This is a genomic window from Advenella kashmirensis W13003 (assembly GCF_000506985.1).
Lineage (GTDB): Bacteria > Pseudomonadota > Gammaproteobacteria > Burkholderiales > Burkholderiaceae_B > Advenella > Advenella kashmirensis_A.
Map to the genome: position 1 here is coordinate 1 of NZ_KI650979.1, position 17084 is coordinate 17084.

General features: G+C 54.0%; 7 protein-coding genes. 4 read left to right on the forward strand and 3 right to left on the reverse strand.

Annotated elements, in window-relative coordinates:
* Positions 1-1020: 1020 nt before the first annotated feature.
* The 4 genes from W822_RS24290 to W822_RS24305 all read left to right on the forward strand — a co-directional run bounded on the left by W822_RS24290 (position 1021) and on the right by W822_RS24305 (position 5901).
* Entirely contained in the window at positions 1021-1947 is a 927-nt protein-coding gene (locus W822_RS24290) for a LysR family transcriptional regulator (RefSeq protein ID WP_024003074.1), read from the forward strand.
* A 477-nt stretch (positions 1948-2424) separates the two neighbouring features.
* Positions 2425-3735 (forward strand): MFS transporter, encoded by a 1311-nt coding sequence (locus W822_RS24295; protein ID WP_024003075.1) that lies wholly within the window; start codon positions 2425-2427, stop codon positions 3733-3735.
* A gap of 73 nt (positions 3736-3808) precedes the next feature.
* Complete coding sequence (locus tag W822_RS24300; protein WP_024003076.1) at positions 3809-4492, forward strand: DUF2848 domain-containing protein; 684 nt, start codon at positions 3809-3811, stop codon at positions 4490-4492.
* Positions 4493-4545: 53 nt separating this feature from the next.
* Positions 4546-5901, forward strand: coding sequence for an amidase (locus W822_RS24305; RefSeq protein WP_024003077.1), 1356 nt, complete (start codon positions 4546-4548; stop codon positions 5899-5901).
* Between the two features lie 109 nt (positions 5902-6010).
* On the opposite strand, the gene W822_RS24310 is transcribed toward W822_RS24305, so the two are convergent.
* From W822_RS24310 to W822_RS24320, 3 genes are all read right to left on the reverse strand, one after another.
* Positions 6011-7189 carry a hypothetical protein gene (locus W822_RS24310; protein ID WP_024003078.1) on the reverse strand — a complete coding sequence of 393 codons (1179 nt, stop codon included), beginning with the start codon at positions 7187-7189 and terminating at the stop codon, positions 6011-6013.
* A 113-nt stretch (positions 7190-7302) separates the two neighbouring features.
* Positions 7303-8163, reverse strand: a complete 861-nt coding sequence (locus tag W822_RS24315; protein ID WP_024003079.1) for an Imm49 family immunity protein — start codon at positions 8161-8163, stop codon at positions 7303-7305.
* Positions 8164-8171: 8 nt separating this feature from the next.
* A complete protein-coding gene (locus W822_RS24320) occupies positions 8172-17060 on the reverse strand; it encodes a two-partner secretion domain-containing protein (protein ID WP_024003080.1) in 8889 nt (2962 codons plus the stop codon).
* Between the last annotated feature and the right edge of the window lie 24 nt (positions 17061-17084).

Genomic DNA, 17084 nt, shown 5'->3' on the forward strand with positions numbered 1-17084 from the left:
GAAAGTTTTTTTTCTTCAACCCCCGATCTCGTTTCCAAAACACCGCCTGAAAACTCAACCGCGTAATCCGCTATTATGAATCAGTTTGAAACTAAAAGCAAGCATTTATTTTAAAAAGTTGCTTCTCGTATTCAGCTGATCGACCCTTCTTTTTTCGCTTCAGTGATCGTTGCAAAACCACCACCAAAACCCGAAGTGCCGCTCATAAATGCCAACACGCTTACCGCCTCATCCCTACCCAAAACAACATACAACGCCTTGATTTACCTGAAGAATTTGCCACTCATGCGGTACCCTTCTGCAGGTGCCCTGCGTTGTTTGTTAAGCAGGAAAGATCGAAACTATAGCAGAGCTTTTAACGCCTTGGCAAGCCTCTTGCCTAAAAAGTTTTAAGGAAAAAGGGGGGTTCTGATCCGTACATACCCTAAGCTCATGATTTGATTCGATTTCGGGTTTTTACAACAAAGAAAAGTAATTTTGCCGACTCCAGATTTCCTGTGTCTTTTTACAACAAATGAACGTCAAACACGGATTATGCGGTTCTGATTCCAGGTCTTTTATGCCAGCAGTTTTGCCATTTAGACTCGCTGCGCATCGTTTTTTCCGGATTTTGGCACACCAGTTTGTCTTCTGCCCCAATCGGCGGACGAAATCGCTTCCTATATAAGACGTTTCCTATATAAGGCACTTTCTATATAGAGTTCACCCAGTATATAAACGGCACTTCCGGTATACCGCTCTTGTATAGAAACATAATCCCTATATAAAGATACTGCTCTATAGAAATACCGCTCCATAAAGATGCCTTCCTATATACCTCCCTATATAGAGAGACACCTCACCCGAATCACCATTACCTATATAGCAGCCGGCCTGCGACCTCTTCTCTTCTCTTCTATATATAGATAGAAACAACGTCTTCACCAGATGGAATACCTCCCTCGCCACGACAACAATTCACACTGGCGCCTGCCACCCATTGCATCACGTTCCCTGAACGCCCCGGGCTATAATCAATTCATGAACATTCGTTTCCTGGAAACCTTCGTATTGCTAGCCGAACTGCGCAATTTTCGCATGACGGCGGAGCGTCTGCACACGACGCAGGCAGCGATTTCCAGCCGCATTGCATCTCTTGAGCAGGAATTCGGAGTTCGCCTGTTCGATCGCACTGCCCGCGAAGTATCGCTCACACCTGATGGCAGCAAAGCCCTGGCCCACGCCGAACGCATGGTTAAACTCATGCGGGAAATGAAAGACGACATGCTGGACAAGCACACCTACGCGGGTGTGATTCGTATCGGCGTGATTGAATCCATCGTCCACAGCTGGTTTCCGGAGTTTTTGGCGCGCCTGCATGAAAGCTACCCTCGCCTGCGAATCGAGATTGCCAGCGACACCACGGTTCATTTGACCTCGCAATTAGCCAAAGGCGGTCTGGATCTGGTTTTGCAGGGTAACGCCCCTGCGGCTGCACAAATAGACACCATCCCGCTAGGACAACTGCCCATGCGATGGGCGGGCAGTCCGAAACTGGAAATCGGCAACGATTTACTGACATTATCGGACCTGGCTGCCTTTCCGATTGTCAGTTTCGCACGAGAATCAGAGCCCTATGCTGCCATTGAAAGAATGTTTGCAACGGCCGGCGATATTCCGCTGCACCTTAACGGGATCTCCTCTGTCGCCACAATGATCCGGCTGGTGCGTGACGGCTTCGGGGTCGCCGCCCTTCCGCCGGCCATTATCGAACGCGAGCTCAAAGAGCATACCCTGCAGTTATTGCGGGCAGACACGGCCCTGCCTCCACTGGAGATGCAGGCCGCCTTCCGGCACAATCAGGACAACCCGCTGGCAGAAACCATCGGCGTGATCGCGCAGGAAGTGGCCATTGCCTTTGCCAACGAACATGGCCAGAGCGTGGCCATCCCGCCTGTCATTAATTGACGGCACCCAGGCTGTTCATACATCTCACCTTATCCACCGAACAGTCCGAGACGAGCCGTTCGCCCGGCGTATTTTTACTAAGTGTTTTCCCTAGGACATCTGATATTCCCCAAGCAGCACCCCCTGCTCGACGATGGCTCAACGCACAACAGAAAACAAGATAACCAGTTGATTTACATAGACTAACCACAGCGGTGACCGGCATGCAAAGCGAGCAATAAGATTTTGCAATCACCCGTCCCCACTTTTTCTTGTTGGACAGCCAAATTGTCGATACCTAAACTGCCGGCAGGTGATAACGGGCGTACCTTATGCCTGCCGACGTGTTTTCTCATGTGCAACGCGCGCATCGGCCATCTGTTCACCCACCGCTGTGGATCGCTCTGTGTGTCACTGTAAGCACAGCCTCTTCCATTCCGCTGACCGCTCTCATTGACGGTCAGTTCTGTTCAACACGCAACTGTAGTTGGAAATACGATGAATAACGCAAATATTGCTGCCAGCCCCGGGCTGGACACCAGTCCTAGTGAGCTGAAGGCCACTTATGTCAAAATTGCCTGGCGCCTGATTCCTTTCCTGGTTTTTCTGTTCATTCTGGCGTGGCTCGATCGCGTGAACGTTGGTTTTGCCAAACTGCATATGCTGCAGGACCTGCAGTTCAGCGAAGCCGTATACGGCCTGGGTGCCGGCATCTTTTTTATCGGCTACTTTCTGTTTGAAGTGCCCAGCAATCTGCTGCTGGAAAAAATCGGTGCGCGCAAAACACTGGCCCGAATCACCATCTTGTGGGGCGCAGCCTCCATCGGCATGGCGTATGTGACAACGCCTACGCAGTTCTATGTGATGCGTTTTCTGCTGGGTGTATTTGAAGCCGGGTTCTTTCCGGGTGTCGTGCTTTATCTGACTTACTGGTTTCCGGCCGAATACCGGGCACGTGTCAATGGACTGTTCATGACCTCATTCGCGCTTGCGGGCGTGATCGGCGGCCCCCTGGCCGGCCTGATCCTCAACGGCATGCAAGACGTCGGTCACCTTGCCAACTGGCAATGGCTTTTCATTATCGAAGGTATTCCGTCGATCATCGCCGGTATGTTCGTCCTGATGTACCTGCCAGAAAAACCGGCCAAGGCAAAGTGGCTCACCCCCAAAGAGCAGCAGGCAGTCACAAAAGCGCTTGAAATCGAAAACGCCCAGACCAGCGGCAAGCATGTTTCCTTCAAGGATGCTTTCAGCAACTATCGCGTCTGGTTCTGCGCGGCCGTTTATTTTTGTATTGTGAGCGGTAACGCAACGATCGCTTTCTGGACCCCGTCCATTATTAAAGACATCGGCATCAACAGTGATCTGATGATCGGCGTGCTCTCTGCCATTCCCTTTATTGCCGGCACCATCGCCATGATCTGGAACGGCGCGCATTCTGACAAAACCGGCGAACGACGGATTCACTGCGCCATTGCCACACTTGTCGCATGCGTTGGCCTGGTTGCCACTGGTTTGCTGTTGCACAATGCCCTGTTCGCCTTGGTTGCCCTGACCGTTGCCTCTATTGGTATTCTGGCGGCCTTCCCTGTCTTCTGGTCTATTCCAGCCGCCTTCCTGGCTGGCACCGCCGCCGCGGGGGGCATTGCGCTGATCAACTCCATCGGCAATCTGGCCGGCTTCGTTGCGCCCTATATGATCGGCACACTGAAAACCAGCACCGGCTCGCTGTCATCCGGCCTGTACTTCGTCGCCGCGCTGGAAATACTGGCCTCTATTCTGGTCGTGGTCTTTATCAAAAAACGCTGACTTTATTTGCACATGCATGCGTCGCCCTCGTGACGCGTGCCCTTGTCTCACTTGTTTATCGAAGAAATTTATTATGAAACTGCAATTTTCCCTGGCCCAAGACGCCTCTCCAACCCTGCATGCCGACATTCAAACCCTGATTGTGGCTGGCTGGGCCGGCCGCGATCTGACTGCTATCGAACACCATATTGAAGAACTGGCCGCGCTGGGCGTACCGCGCCCGAGTGCGGTGCCGCTTTATTATCGGGTGGCAAACAACCAACTGACCCAGGCAGACACCATCCAGGCGCTGGGTACTGAGTCCTCAGGCGAAGTGGAAGTGTTTGTGTTCACCGTTGATGGCGTCATGTATGTGAGTCTCGCGTCCGATCATACGGATCGCAAGCTTGAAGCCTACGGCGTTGCCGAATCCAAACAGATCTGTGTCAAACCGGTAGCCACCACGGCGTGGCGCTTTGACGATGTCGTGGAATACTGGGACGAATTGGTGATTCGTTCATGGATTGAGGAAGACGGCCAGAAAGTACTGTATCAGGAAGGCACGCTCGACAGTCTGCGTCTGCCTCAGGATCTGATCGAAGGCTATACCGGCAACAAGAACATCCTGCCCGAAGGACATGGCATGATTTGCGGCACAGTCGGCGCCATCGGCGGCATCCGTCCGTCAAACACATTCGTCATGGAGCTGCACGATCCGCGCAAAAACCGCAGCCTGCAACATACATATCGCGTTGAAACGCTGCCGGTCATCGCTTAAACGCTGTTCCCACCCCTTTTTTTGAAATTTCATTCGTCATTATCGGTTGCACAATGAGTCATTCCACCTTACCCAGCCTATCTGCCCTTGCCACTCAACTCGATAACGCAGGCACCTCTTCTGTCGAATTGACCCAGGCGGCGCTCTCGCGCGCCGGTACTGGCGAAGGCCCGAAAGTGTATACCCGCGTCTTTCAGGAACAGGCGCTGGCAGCCGCCGCCGCGTCGGACGCGCTGCGCAAAGCCGGCCTGAAGCGTTCGGAGATTGACGGCTTGCCCTTGTCAGTCAAGGATCTGTTCGATATCAAGGGGGAATCGACACGGTCAGGCTCGGTCGTGCTGCGGGACGCGCCCGTCGCGCAGCGCAACGCCACGGTTGTGCAGCGATTAATGAATGCCGGTGCCGTCGTCATCGGCACAACAAATATGACGGAGTTTGCCTACTCCGGACTTGGACTGAACCCTCATTACGGTACACCGCGCAATCCATGGGAACGGGAGATGGGGGAAGGACGCATTCCAGGCGGTTCATCGTCGGGCGCGGCAATCTCGGTGACCGATGGCATGGCAACGGCGGCTATTGGTTCGGATACGGGTGGCTCGGTTCGGATTCCGTCGGCGCTTTGCGGCCTGACCGGCTTCAAACCCACTGCCCGCCGCGTATCCCAGGAAGGCGTTCTGCCCCTGTCAACCACGCTGGATTCCATCGGCCCCCTCGCGCCCACGGTCGCATGCTGCGAAGTACTGGATGCGATCATGTCGGGCGGCAACGACGCGCCGGTCGCAGCCAAGCCCTTGAAGGGTCTGCGCCTGCTGTCGCCGTCCAACGCGGTAACGGACGGGCTCGATGCGCATGTGGCAGCCTGCTATGCGCAAACGCTGTCAAAACTATCAGCCGCTGGGGCAATCATCGTTGAGCAATCTGTGGAACCCTTTGACCAGTTGCCGAGCATAAATTCCCAGGGTGGCTTTATCGCAGCCGAAGCCTGGGCATGGCATCGTCAACTCATTGCCGATAAGGCTGACGGCTACGATCCAAGAGTGGTATCCCGGATCCGGCGCGGCAAAGACATCTCTGCTGCTGATTATATTGATCTGCTGCAGCGCCGCGCGGCCTGGATACAGGCTGTTGAACAGCAACTGGCCGATTTTGACGCCATGATCATGCCCACGGTGCCTGTGATTGCGCCCACGATCGCCGAGCTGCAGGATGACGACGTTTATCACAAAACGAATCTGTTGATTTTGCGTAATCCGACGTTTATCAATTTCCTGGATGGCTGCGCGGTCTCGTTGCCATGCCATGCGCCGGGCACGGCGCCGGTTGGGTTCAGTATCGCGGCGGCTGGCGGTCAGGATAAGACGGTCCTGGCGATTGCGAAGGCGGTGGAGGCGTTGTTGCGGGATTAGTGGAAAAAGCCCGTTTTTCCTGAACCGATCACAAACATTTTTTTTAAAATCAGGAAAAACGGCTTACCAATCCTTTTGAGCCATACGCAATGCAACTCATATCGTCGCGTTATGCACTACCCTTAGCACTCGTGGATTCGTCAGGACAATCCGAGATTTTCGAAATGCTAGCGACCGGAATTAAATGTACGTCGCGTTCATTGTCTACAGGGATAGCGCCGACATTATATGGCCTCGCGTAATACTTCCCGTTAGCTTCTATGTATATCCGCAGAGGAACACTCCGACCTGCTGCGTTTCCTTGCAAAGCTGACGGCAAGAGCGACTTTGAGTCACTGGTCATACCCAACACCATGCAAGCCCCGCCAGACGGCCCCCGTACCTGAAATGCAGAACGAGCCAATTGAGCACTAACCGGAGAAATCGCGGTGGACAACGCAGTAATGATAAAAGCCACCACAACAAAAGAGGGGAATGGCTGCCGGTAGAGTCTTGTATCATAGAAAAACATGACAAGAATTAATTGTACGAATAACGCTATCGTGACGACAATAGCCAATACGACCAAGCTGCCCCATTGGCCAGCTCCGAACGACTCAGCACGCGAAATTGCCAATGCATACAAGACGAGCATCAGTGAGGCATGTGCAACTCCAACTGCAAGAGCTTGAAAATAAAAATTGTGCGTCATGTTCCTAATTGAAATGCCTACACAGCGGCAAATTTTTATTAACATGAAAGCCGTAATAGTAATTTGTATTAAAATAGGGACTCCCGCCAGCCAAGGGCTCTGCAATTGTGAATTAACAGCCCACGTGACACCTCCCCATAAAACCAGCGCGTTTAGCAATCCATTGGCAACCCATATAAGCATGAGCAATAGACGTTGTCGCTGACCTTTACCTCCATTAGATCTCAAATATTGAAACCTGCCGATCAACGGGACTTTCTTTTCGTCTGGTGACGCAAACAGAATAAAAGTGGGCATCAGCAGGAGGATCGCGACAGCCATTACAACGAGTGCGCTATAGACGATGAGGGCAGGGAACGCAGAAATAATGCCCGAAGATAATGGATTGAGTGGAAGTTTATACTCATCTACATAGTTCATCATCATCAGAATAGAACATGCCAAACCCAGTCCTGCTAATGGCCAAGCGCAAGCATTTATCGATTTCAGTTGTCCCGTCAACTCACGAAAGGCAATATTGATTTGCTGTCCGAATTGCTCATTATTTCGCTCCAAATCAGTGAATTCTTGTACTCGGTTCCTGTTTACTTTATCCATATTTCTTATCCATCAAACCAACCCGACACGTGTATCCCGTTTAATCCAACTACGGTACTGCGTACGGATTACTTGTTTATATTACTTACTTATGCGGTAACACTTTAACAACCTCACGTGAACGTCCCACCCCATGTCGGATCAATCGTGTAAGGCTTCATGAAGTCGAATTCATCTTCATAGTGCTCAAGTGGCTGCACTGGCAGCCATTCTTTCGGAATATAAGGACTGTCGATATTTACTTCGTATCCACTGCGCCAAGCTAATTTAGCAAACAATATTCCACGGGTACTGATGAGCCCATCGGTAAACCCAGTTTCGCTGGAACTATTGGTTCTCAATCCTTTCGGCGTGACGAGCTCGGAAATGGCCGCTTCCATTTTCAGAACATCGCCTGTCGCCAAACCCAAAAAATAATCAAACTCGAAAATATCCAATCTACTGAATGGCCGCGGCCGCGGATTGGCTATATATAGACGGCTACGCTCTTCCAACTCGTCCCACTGCTGGCGCATCGCCAGAAATATGTTTTTCACGACGAATTCGTAAGAATGCGGCTTGTCTCGATTCTTGCCTTCAGAGAAGCCGTAATTAGTATTCATGCACCATTGAATAAGAGCGGAATGATCACACACTAGAATAGGCATGCAATCCAAAACGTTTGTAACTGTATAGCGTTGGTAAGAACCCGACGTCCAATTCTCCAGCCTTCCAATGTACGAAAGCTTACCAATGTTGTAGAACAGATTCCTAATCCGGTTCATATCACCACTGGAAAACCACTCGATTAGCGCTTTCGACATGAAATAACCAATGAGCGAAGTTATGATCGCTCCTCGATTTCGGTCTAAATCAGTGTTCAGCAGCCAATCGATACTTTCGCGAAGCGTATTTTCATCGCCTTGATATCGAAGGTATGTACGTACATGATCTAAACGTGCACTCGCTTGCTTGGTTTTTGGCAATACAGACATCTCTATTCCTAATTGAATTTTACTGGAAGCAACACCACCTTTCCGGTGGTCGGTTCCACACCAAAAATAGCTCGATTGATTGAGTTACCTCTATGCACCTTTTGTGCGTTCTTCACATAGGGCAAATCTTGAGGCAACTTATTCAATGTCCTACTAATCCAGGTATTGTCAAGTTGGATCACATCCCCCTCTTTCCCCGATCTCCCCAACTGAATCGTATGATTCTTCCGAATCGGTTTCACCTCAAGGGCAAGTATCGAACCGTCCTTGCCGACTGCAAGCACATCAAACCCATTGTTTGACCCATATTTTCCAGGATAAATTGTATAACCTTCGCGCTTGAGCAGGTTTTCTGCCAATTGCTCTTTCAAGCGGCCATTCTTATCTTCTCCATTTTGGATGCGCTGGATCAATGACTTATCCTCAGCTCTAAGATTGTCATAGTACTGCTTGTTGTTTTCATAATGCGTCTTGCTGATATGGCCCGTCGCTGTCGGCGCTGCGCCGTTTTTGTTGGTCGCTGTCAGCAATGCATTGATCGTTACTGGCTTTTGGCCGGCAAGCTTTTCCGCCTGCTGGATGCGATTCTCCTGAATCTTCTGGCGTGCCGCCTCCAGCCCACGCAGCTCATCGGCGCTGATCCCTCGGCCTTTGAGGATGTGTTTTCCAGGATTAACCTGAATCAGCGAAAGCGCTGCGTCAATCCGTTCAATCGGATCATCGCTTAGCAACCCCTGTCTGATATTTTCAGGCGCAGCCAGGATGCCTTTGACGACGTTGTCGGCCAGTTTGTCGAGTTCGCCATTTTTGATCGCACTCGCCACTTCGGTCAATTGAGTGACCACACCCGTAAGCCGACCGGCTCCGGTGTAGCTGGATAAAATCTCAATATGCTTCAGTAACTTCTGGGCAGATTCGACCCCTTGTGGGCTGTTATCTACCCGGCCATATCCTTTATGCCGAACAATTTGCGTGCCGGTGGTCTGTGCATGCAGCAGCCGCTCCATCAACCGCGGGTCGTTGCTGTCGTCGGCCAGCGCCTTGTTCAGCTCTTTTGTGCCGGCAAGATAGTCAGCCTTCAGCTGATTGCATGACTCGCCTTTGCAGTTGATCAGCTCTTTGTCATGGACCTGGCTGACCAGCATGGCCAGCTCCAGAACATTGTTTTCGCATGCCTGATTGCCATGGCACTCGCGCAACTGATTGGCAAACCGCTTGACCTCGTCATGCTTCAGGTAGTTGTTCAGCGTGGCGTTATGGGCTGTTGCAACGCCGGCGACTGCTCCGCCGTGGCCTGTGGCGCCACCGGCCGCTGCACCCGCGATGTTGCTGCCAAGTCCCACCAACGCATCGCGCAAGCCTTTCGGGATATCGGTGCGCCTGAGCGCCTTGTCGATGGCGGGTGCGCTCAGTTGGCTCACCGCTGCGCCCGCCGCGCCCGCAACATTGCCTGTCAGTCCGCCGACGACGGTGTGAGCAATAATCCTGCCCGCGCCACCTTCTCCCCAGGTCTCGTTGATGCTGGCCGCTTGCGCCAATAGTCGGTCGCGCTGTACCGCATCAGTGGTATTGAGCGCCTGGCGCTGCAGCGCAGCCGCTTCCATCAGCCGGCTGTCGGCATAGTCGCCAATGAGCTTGCTGGCCCGCATGCCGAATTCTTTGGTAATGGCAACCTGGGCGGCTATTTCCTTCTGTACTTCTTCTGCATCGAAGATTTTTTGCAGTCCCGTCTGTTTGTCACCGGCGCGAACATCCGTGTGACCCGCAATGCCGCTGATGCCGGCGCGGCTGACGCTCGATGCCGAGCCACTCTTGTTGCCGATACCCGCACCACCACCAAATGGAGAACTTGCCCCAGGTGAATAGCCACCGCCTAAACTTACAGAGGTGGCATGAAACTCTGCGTGGTTATCCATATCCTGAATTGACAGACTGCCGGTGCTGAAGTGGTTGGCACCTGTCTGGACGGCGGGGTCGGTACTGCTGATCACGGCACCTATGAGTGCGGTATGTCCGCCAACCTTGACGTCAAAACCCTGGTCGCCTGCGATCAGGCCGGTCTGCTCGCCCACGCTAACAAAATCACTCTTGATTTTCTGCATGCCGACCTGCGCCGACCCACTGGCGCCATAACCAATGGTAACGCTACCTGCCGCGCTCTTTTGATCGCTTTTGTAGGTTTCGGTATCTTGCGGGCTTTCCATGACCAGGTCGCCGCCCACGTTGGCGCGGATATGCGGTGCGGTCACTGTCGCGCCTTGCAAGGTTGTGTCCTTGCCCGACTCCAGGGTAATTTCCCGCTGGGCATTCAGGCGGGTATTGTTGTGTATCTGGGCATCGCCATTTTCCTTGCCGCGTCCGATTGAGCCTGACAGGCGTATACCAAATGCAGCACTGCCGTTTTCATACCCAATGGCAACACCCACCGCGCCGCTGCTGCTTTGATTGCGGCCCCGGACGCTTTCGGTATCAACGGTGGAGCCCAATACGATATCCCGTCCGGCGGCAATTTGTAGGTCGCCACCGGCAGACACATTGCTGCCCTTGATATGAACATCACTGTCGTCGGCACCGCTGGCCTGGATGCGGATGTCTTTTCCGGCCTGCAACAGGCTGCCGTGATGGGTTTGCTGTTCGACGACGCGCTCGCTTTTACTGCTGCTGCCACCCACCAAGATGCTGAGAACGGCGCCGGCGGTACCGCTACCGCCTTTGCCAGCGGCGGCGGACTGCAATGAAGCAGCAGTACTCTGCAGGCCGGAAACCGCATCGCCCACAGACATAATGTCATTGAGCGTCGCCAACGCTTTCATGCGCGAGCTTTTTGTCTGGCTGGCTTTTTTGCCAATTTCAAGCTGCGAGACAGCCTGCACGGCATCGATCACGGCAGATTCCACGGACACCGTGACCCCGCTTTGCGAGAAGCTATGAGTTTCTTTGCTGTACCGATGATCGGTGTCGGCGTCGATGTTGACCTTGCTGCCATTGAGCGCGATGTTGCCTGCTGCGACCAGATCGGTTCCGTTCAGGGCCAATTGCTCTTCCGCCTTCAGGGAGACATCCCCCTCCAGACTGCCAATCGTGCTGCGCGACTGGCTCTGCAGGGTATGACGTTCATCATAGGCGTCGCTGCGGCGCTGGCTGCCGAAGGTCACACCAAACTTACCGCCCGAGAGGATGCCGCTCTTGCGCGTTGTGTATTCCTCTTTTTTTGAATGCCTTGTGGTTTCCGGCGCCACAGTCAGGTTGTTGCCGGCGGACATCTGCACGTCCCGATCGCCTACGACATTGCTGGCGGTCATTTTTATGTTGTTGCCCGCCTGCAACCGCACATTCTGGCCGCTGAGTTCACTGGCAAGGGTGTATTCGTCATGACGCTCAACGTGTGACGATTTGGTTACGCTCTTGAAAAAGCCACGGTGCTTATAATAGGTGTCGCGCACGCTGTGCTCTTGCGCCCGTCCGGCCTCAATAGTCAGATCGTGCTCTGCGGCAGCACTGAACTCTCCCTTGTCGCTCTGCACGTTGGCATTGCGCAAGGTGGTATCCCTGGCCTGCAGCGCAATATCACCGGCGGTTTTGACCAGGGTACCGACTTCGGTTGAGACGGATCGGTTGTCCCGATTGCGGGAATCGAACTCTGTATCCGAAACGTAGCCGGTCGTCACCGTTCCCATGGTGAGCGCATTGCCGGCCTGGATACGGGTGCGGCTCTCCGGTGCATCGGCGCTGTTGGTGATTTTTGCTGCGTTCAGGCTGATATTATTTCCCGCCACCACGGACAACGTGCCGGCCGTGGATTTGCCGTCGAAATTTTGACCGCGCACGGAAACCTCGGCAACCCGGTCCATAACAGTGTTTTCGTAGTTCGTATTCCCGCGCCTATGGGTACTGCGGTCTGCCTGCGTGTGCTTGACAGTGCTTCCTATCCGAATGTCGTTTCCTGCGGAAAGGTTCAATTGCCGTTCTGCTTTGATGCTTGAGCCGATATTATCAATGTCGCTGCGCGCTTTCAGAGCAATGTCGGTGCCAGACACTCGTGCACCGTTCAGGTTACGGATACTATCGGCATCCACTTTCAGCATTTTGTGCGCTGCCAAAGTGCCGGTATTATCAAGGCTTTTAGACAGCGTCAGATCGACTTTGTCGGCCGAGACCAGTGTGCCTGTACCGCTCAGATCGCCCTTACCTACTCGGACATAGACCTGTGGAGCGAGAACCTTGGTGGTCGTCCCGTCAGGCAAGGTAACGGATTTTTCCACCAGCCAGACAATATCACTGGTCAATGCCTGCATTTGCTCTGCGGTCAGGGCAACGCCAGGACGCAGTTTGTGGGCTCGCGCAAAATCGACACCGCTTTGCATCAAAGTGCGGAACTGCCCAAGATCGGAATCCTGTCCGTTCAGAAAGCGCCTTCCGGTGAGCTGCCCGACTTGGTCGGCGACCATTCGCGCTTCATAGTAACCGTCACCCAAACGCTTGAGCGTATGAGTCGCCGAAACCTCGGCCGGGTTGCTCGGTACAAAGGTCAGGCCGGGACGTAGATTCTGATTCGGCTGGCTGCCGGACACCGTGTCACCGGGCCGCTGGCCTTCGTCTCCGGGTATGGTGGGTTTGTCAAGCAGACCCAGTTGTGCCAGCATGTAGTCTGATCCAATCCACTTTTCATAGTTGGCAAAGGCAGGATCGGTTTCAATCAATGGCCGATCGGGCGAACCTGGATTCAACTGGAACAGACTGGCCTTAGGCACTTCCAGGTGCAGGTCCAGGGTACGGATAACCAGTTCTCCTTGTCCCACTTCCGGTTTCGGGCCGGACACGACTTGAATCGGAGCACGCGGACCCGCTGCGCCAACACCGACCTGCTGCCCATTGTGATCCAAAACCGGGTCCACCGAAGTAGCACTAACCGGATTACCTGTGCCGATTTCGTAAGTCGTTGCGGGCAACGTGATATGACGTTCAATAACCGGGTTGTATGTCTCGTAGTCACTATAATGGTCCGAACTTCGATGCAGCTCGTGACGCCGTTTCGAGCCATCACGCACGAGCCGTTCGACCGCCGTGGTGTCATCGATATTGGTAAATTGCTTGACGCTACCTGTGAGCTGTCCGCCTACCAAAACGGTGCTCTTGTCATTCACAAACTTTGAACCTTCCAGCGCCAGGTTTCCACCCACATTCAGACGCCCGGGCGTGCTGCTGAGCACTTCGGAGCGGTAAAGCGTCTCATTGAACGTGTAGATGTTGTAGTTGCCATGGAAAAGCTTGCGTACATGCCAGTTGTAACCCCGCAGAATGACATTGAGTTTTTCGTAGCTCGGATTGTCTGCCAGGTATTTTTTGAACGCTTCCGAAATGACCTTTTCACATCCACCATACCCGCATTTCTCAATATGTTGCTCTGGAATATTGGCAGACGGTGCAGGCAAACCCAATATCGCCCAGATCGGATGATCAGGTGCGTAACCTAATATGTAATGCTCTGGGATGACCTCACCTGCATGAAACGGACTGCTATCTGGATAAACAAATCTCTTTTTATGCTCAATCGCCAACATCAGTTGATGCTGCCTTCCAATCCGCCCGTCGAGTCTGGCGAACTTCGGCTGCAGTGGGTTACCCCAAAATGACCAAGGATACTTGTCGTCATCCTCCGAAACCACCTTATTAAAGTCCCGTCCTCTCACCAATATCGCCTTATCCTCATTCGGCGGTTCACTGAACGTATCAGGCTGATACAGCGTCCGGTCCCGACGTGAGATGGTAACCAGACCCGTCCGATACCCCGGATTCAGGTTCTGGAACAACTGGGTATGAATAGCCCCATCGCTGGCAATATCAACACGCGAGGCGCTGTTGGTAAAGCGCTGCATGTTGCCGTCTACTTTGTTTTGCGCAGCCAGCCATCTGCCGAATACGGCCCAGCCGCCGCTATAGATCAGCGAGCCGTCGTTGTTGTCCAGCGTGTCCGCACCAACGGCCAGGGTTCGACGTGCGGCAATAGTACCGGTCACGCGCGCACCGTCACGATCAATCCCATTGTTCAGCAACTCGCCTGTTTGCAATGCAAGCTCTGTCCCGTAGATACGGCCGCCCGCGTTATGAATGCGCCCGGCATCAATTCGGGTGGCCTCGCCGTTTATTAACCCTTCGTTATAGAGCATGCCCGTTGCACTCACGCGGGTCTTGGGCGCGACAATGCGTGCCGCGGACGTATTGGTTATATTGGAAGCCGCTACAGAGAGGGATTCTGCTGCCTGCAGTGACCCGCTATTGGTGAGCGTACCCGTAACGTCAAGCCGAAGCGCTTTCGCTGCGGACAGCGTTGATGTATTCGCATAATCGCCCGAGAGCAATAGATCGAAGCGCTGTCCGCCATAAAGCGTACCCGCACCGGATAGGCCGGAGAGGTTAAGCCAAAGCGTGTTGCCAGCGGTGATGGCGCCCTGTTCGTTATTCAGACGCAGGCCGGTCGCACGGTCATTGGCAGTCCTGTTGCGATCAACCAGCACAACGGAATTGACGGCGGAAACCGTGCCGGCACGGTTGTCGATCAAATCCGTGGCATTGATTTTCAGCGAATCGCTGGCCAATATGCTGCCGCCCTGGTTATTCACGACAGAAGCGTTCACCAGCACATTGCGCCCTTCGATCCCTTTGGGCGCACTGTTCTCCTGACCGGACTGGGCCGCAGGCGTTTTGGTATTCTGGTTGTTCAGTTCGTTGGCCGTCATCGTGACATCTTTGGCCGAGCGCAAGGCGCCGCCTTCGTTGTCCAACTTGCCGGCAACACTGGCGGTAAGATGACCGAGGGACTCAATGCGCCCGCCACGATTTGAGACGGTAGCGGCATGCAAGGCAATGTCATTGCTGCTGGTGACGACACCACTGTTGTTGTCCAGGGTGTGTGCGTCAATCATGATCGGCTTTTCCGCCGAGATCAGGCCGTTAAGGTTGCTGAGTACGCCATTGGCGTCGCCGCGGTTGCTGTCATTTTGTGTAGTGGTCAGTGTGGCATTGATTGCTCCACCGGCACGGATGATGCCATCGGTATTGTTCACCCCGCCTGCGGCGAGCGTGATGGACTGTCCGCTCAGAATCTTGCCACCGGTGTTGTTTACCTGACCTGCCGTCCCGAGCGTCAGCCCGGCAGCAGTCTTGATTTGTCCTGCAGCATTGGACAATGTCCCGGTCTTCAACGTGAATGCATTCTGACTTGCAAGCAGGCCATGATCGTTGTCCAGATGTCCGGCGCGCACGGTCAGTCCTGCTGCGTCCTTGCCCGCAATGATGACGCCTTTTCCGTTCATCAATTGGTCTGCGGCTACGGCCGCAGCGCCCTGGCCACTGTATTCGATCCGTCCCGCCCGGTTATCCAGCGTGCCCATTTTCATGGAGAACGCATGACTTTGAGTGGCGATCAGGCCCTCTTGGTTTTCCACGCGGTTTGCGACCGAGATGCTGGCAGCGACTGGACCGACCTGAATGACGCTGCCCTTGCGATTGGATAGTTGGTCCGCACTTAATGTCAGACTACCCGCTTCAATACGTCCTTCATCATTGAGCAGACCCGTCGACGAGACGAGACTCACGCTCTTGCCTTTGACGCGAGCGCCCTGCAGCGCCAGCGGGCCAGTGTGGGTCTGCATCTGGATGGTATTGGATTGCACGTCGGCGCGTTCGGCCCGAATTTCACCGGCAGACACGATCAGACCGTTGCCCGACAATGCGCGCCCATGCACTGTCGCCGCCCCCTGCGCTTTAATGTGGATGTTTCCGGACTGGATTTCTCCAGTCGAATCCACACCGGCGGCAGTGAGAGACCCCGACTCCAGGGTGACGCCACCGCGTTTACCCGTCGACTGAAGATGCAGGTCCTGTCCGGCGATCAGCGTACCGGCACTGCGCAATTGCGCTGCGCTGCTTATCGAGAGCGAGTCTTTTGCGTAGATTTGACCGCCGTTATCAATCGCGTTTGCATCCACGCGCAGGCTCTGATCAGCCCGTATCTGGCCCGTATTGGCAAGTTTGCCTGAAGCCGATAGCGTCAGCGCGCCACTTGTGCCAATTTCACCGGCTTGATGGACCCCTACCCCTTTTTCCGTGGCAAGCAGATTGATCTGACCTGCATACAGGCCTCCCAGCCGGGCAACATCGATTGCGGCGCGTGGTGCTTTCGTGCTGGCGGCATCGACGGCCAGCGGCGTGACCGCGCCTGTTTGCTGATGAACCGCATTGATCCCAGTCGTGACATCCAGTTTATTGGCCCACACCTTGCCTTTGACCTGCACGGCCCGTGCCAGAACCTGGGTGTATGACGTATTGGACGTATCCATTCCGTCCAGCGTCACCGTCCCGTCACGCACTACAAAATTTTCCAGTACGCCCGACGCAGGATTGAGTTCGGCACGGCCTGTGCCCAGCGTGACCCGATCGGCATTGATGAACCCGCAGCCTTCGCACGTAATACCGGCTGGGTTGGCCACCACCACTTGCGCCCGTTGTCCTGCCACCTCCAGGTGCCCTCGCAGCAGGCTGGGGTTGACGGACTGAACCTGATTCACAATTACATTGGCAGATTGCCCTTTGAGCAAGGGGTTGCCAGCTATCCAGCCTGCCAGTTGGGTTTGCGTGTTGTCGGTCGCGTTGTTCAGAATGGCGCCGTTTCTTTGCACGTCAAACTGGCTGTAGTTATTCAGCGATACACCTGCCTGATTAGGCTGCTGGATATTGACCTGCGGCAAACCATTGGCGGTTTGTACGACCTGTGGCCGGGTTGTCTCGGGCATCGCCGCGTTCGGAACGATCTGCGCCAGTGCTGGCATCCCGCTGATCAATGAGCCTGCCACCAAAATCCGGCTGATGCCGGACACCCGTTTTGTGATCGAATTCATGACATTAAATCCTTGTACTGCATT

Bases quoted from the DNA above. Each gene is read 5' to 3' on its own strand.
- W822_RS24310 (WP_024003078.1), bottom strand. From the start codon at position 7,189: ATGGATAAAGTAAACAGGAACCGAGTACAAGAATTCACTGATTTGGAG.
- W822_RS24295 (WP_024003075.1), top strand. From the start codon at position 2,425: ATGAATAACGCAAATATTGCTGCCAGCCCCGGGCTGGACACCAGTCCT.
- W822_RS24300 (WP_024003076.1), top strand. From the start codon at position 3,809: ATGAAACTGCAATTTTCCCTGGCCCAAGACGCCTCTCCAACCCTGCAT.
- W822_RS24305 (WP_024003077.1), top strand. From the start codon at position 4,546: ATGAGTCATTCCACCTTACCCAGCCTATCTGCCCTTGCCACTCAACTC.
- W822_RS24315 (WP_024003079.1), bottom strand. From the start codon at position 8,163: ATGTCTGTATTGCCAAAAACCAAGCAAGCGAGTGCACGTTTAGATCAT.
- W822_RS24290 (WP_024003074.1), top strand. From the start codon at position 1,021: ATGAACATTCGTTTCCTGGAAACCTTCGTATTGCTAGCCGAACTGCGC.
- W822_RS24320 (WP_024003080.1), bottom strand. From the start codon at position 17,060: ATGAATTCGATCACAAAACGGGTGTCCGGCATCAGCCGGATTTTGGTG.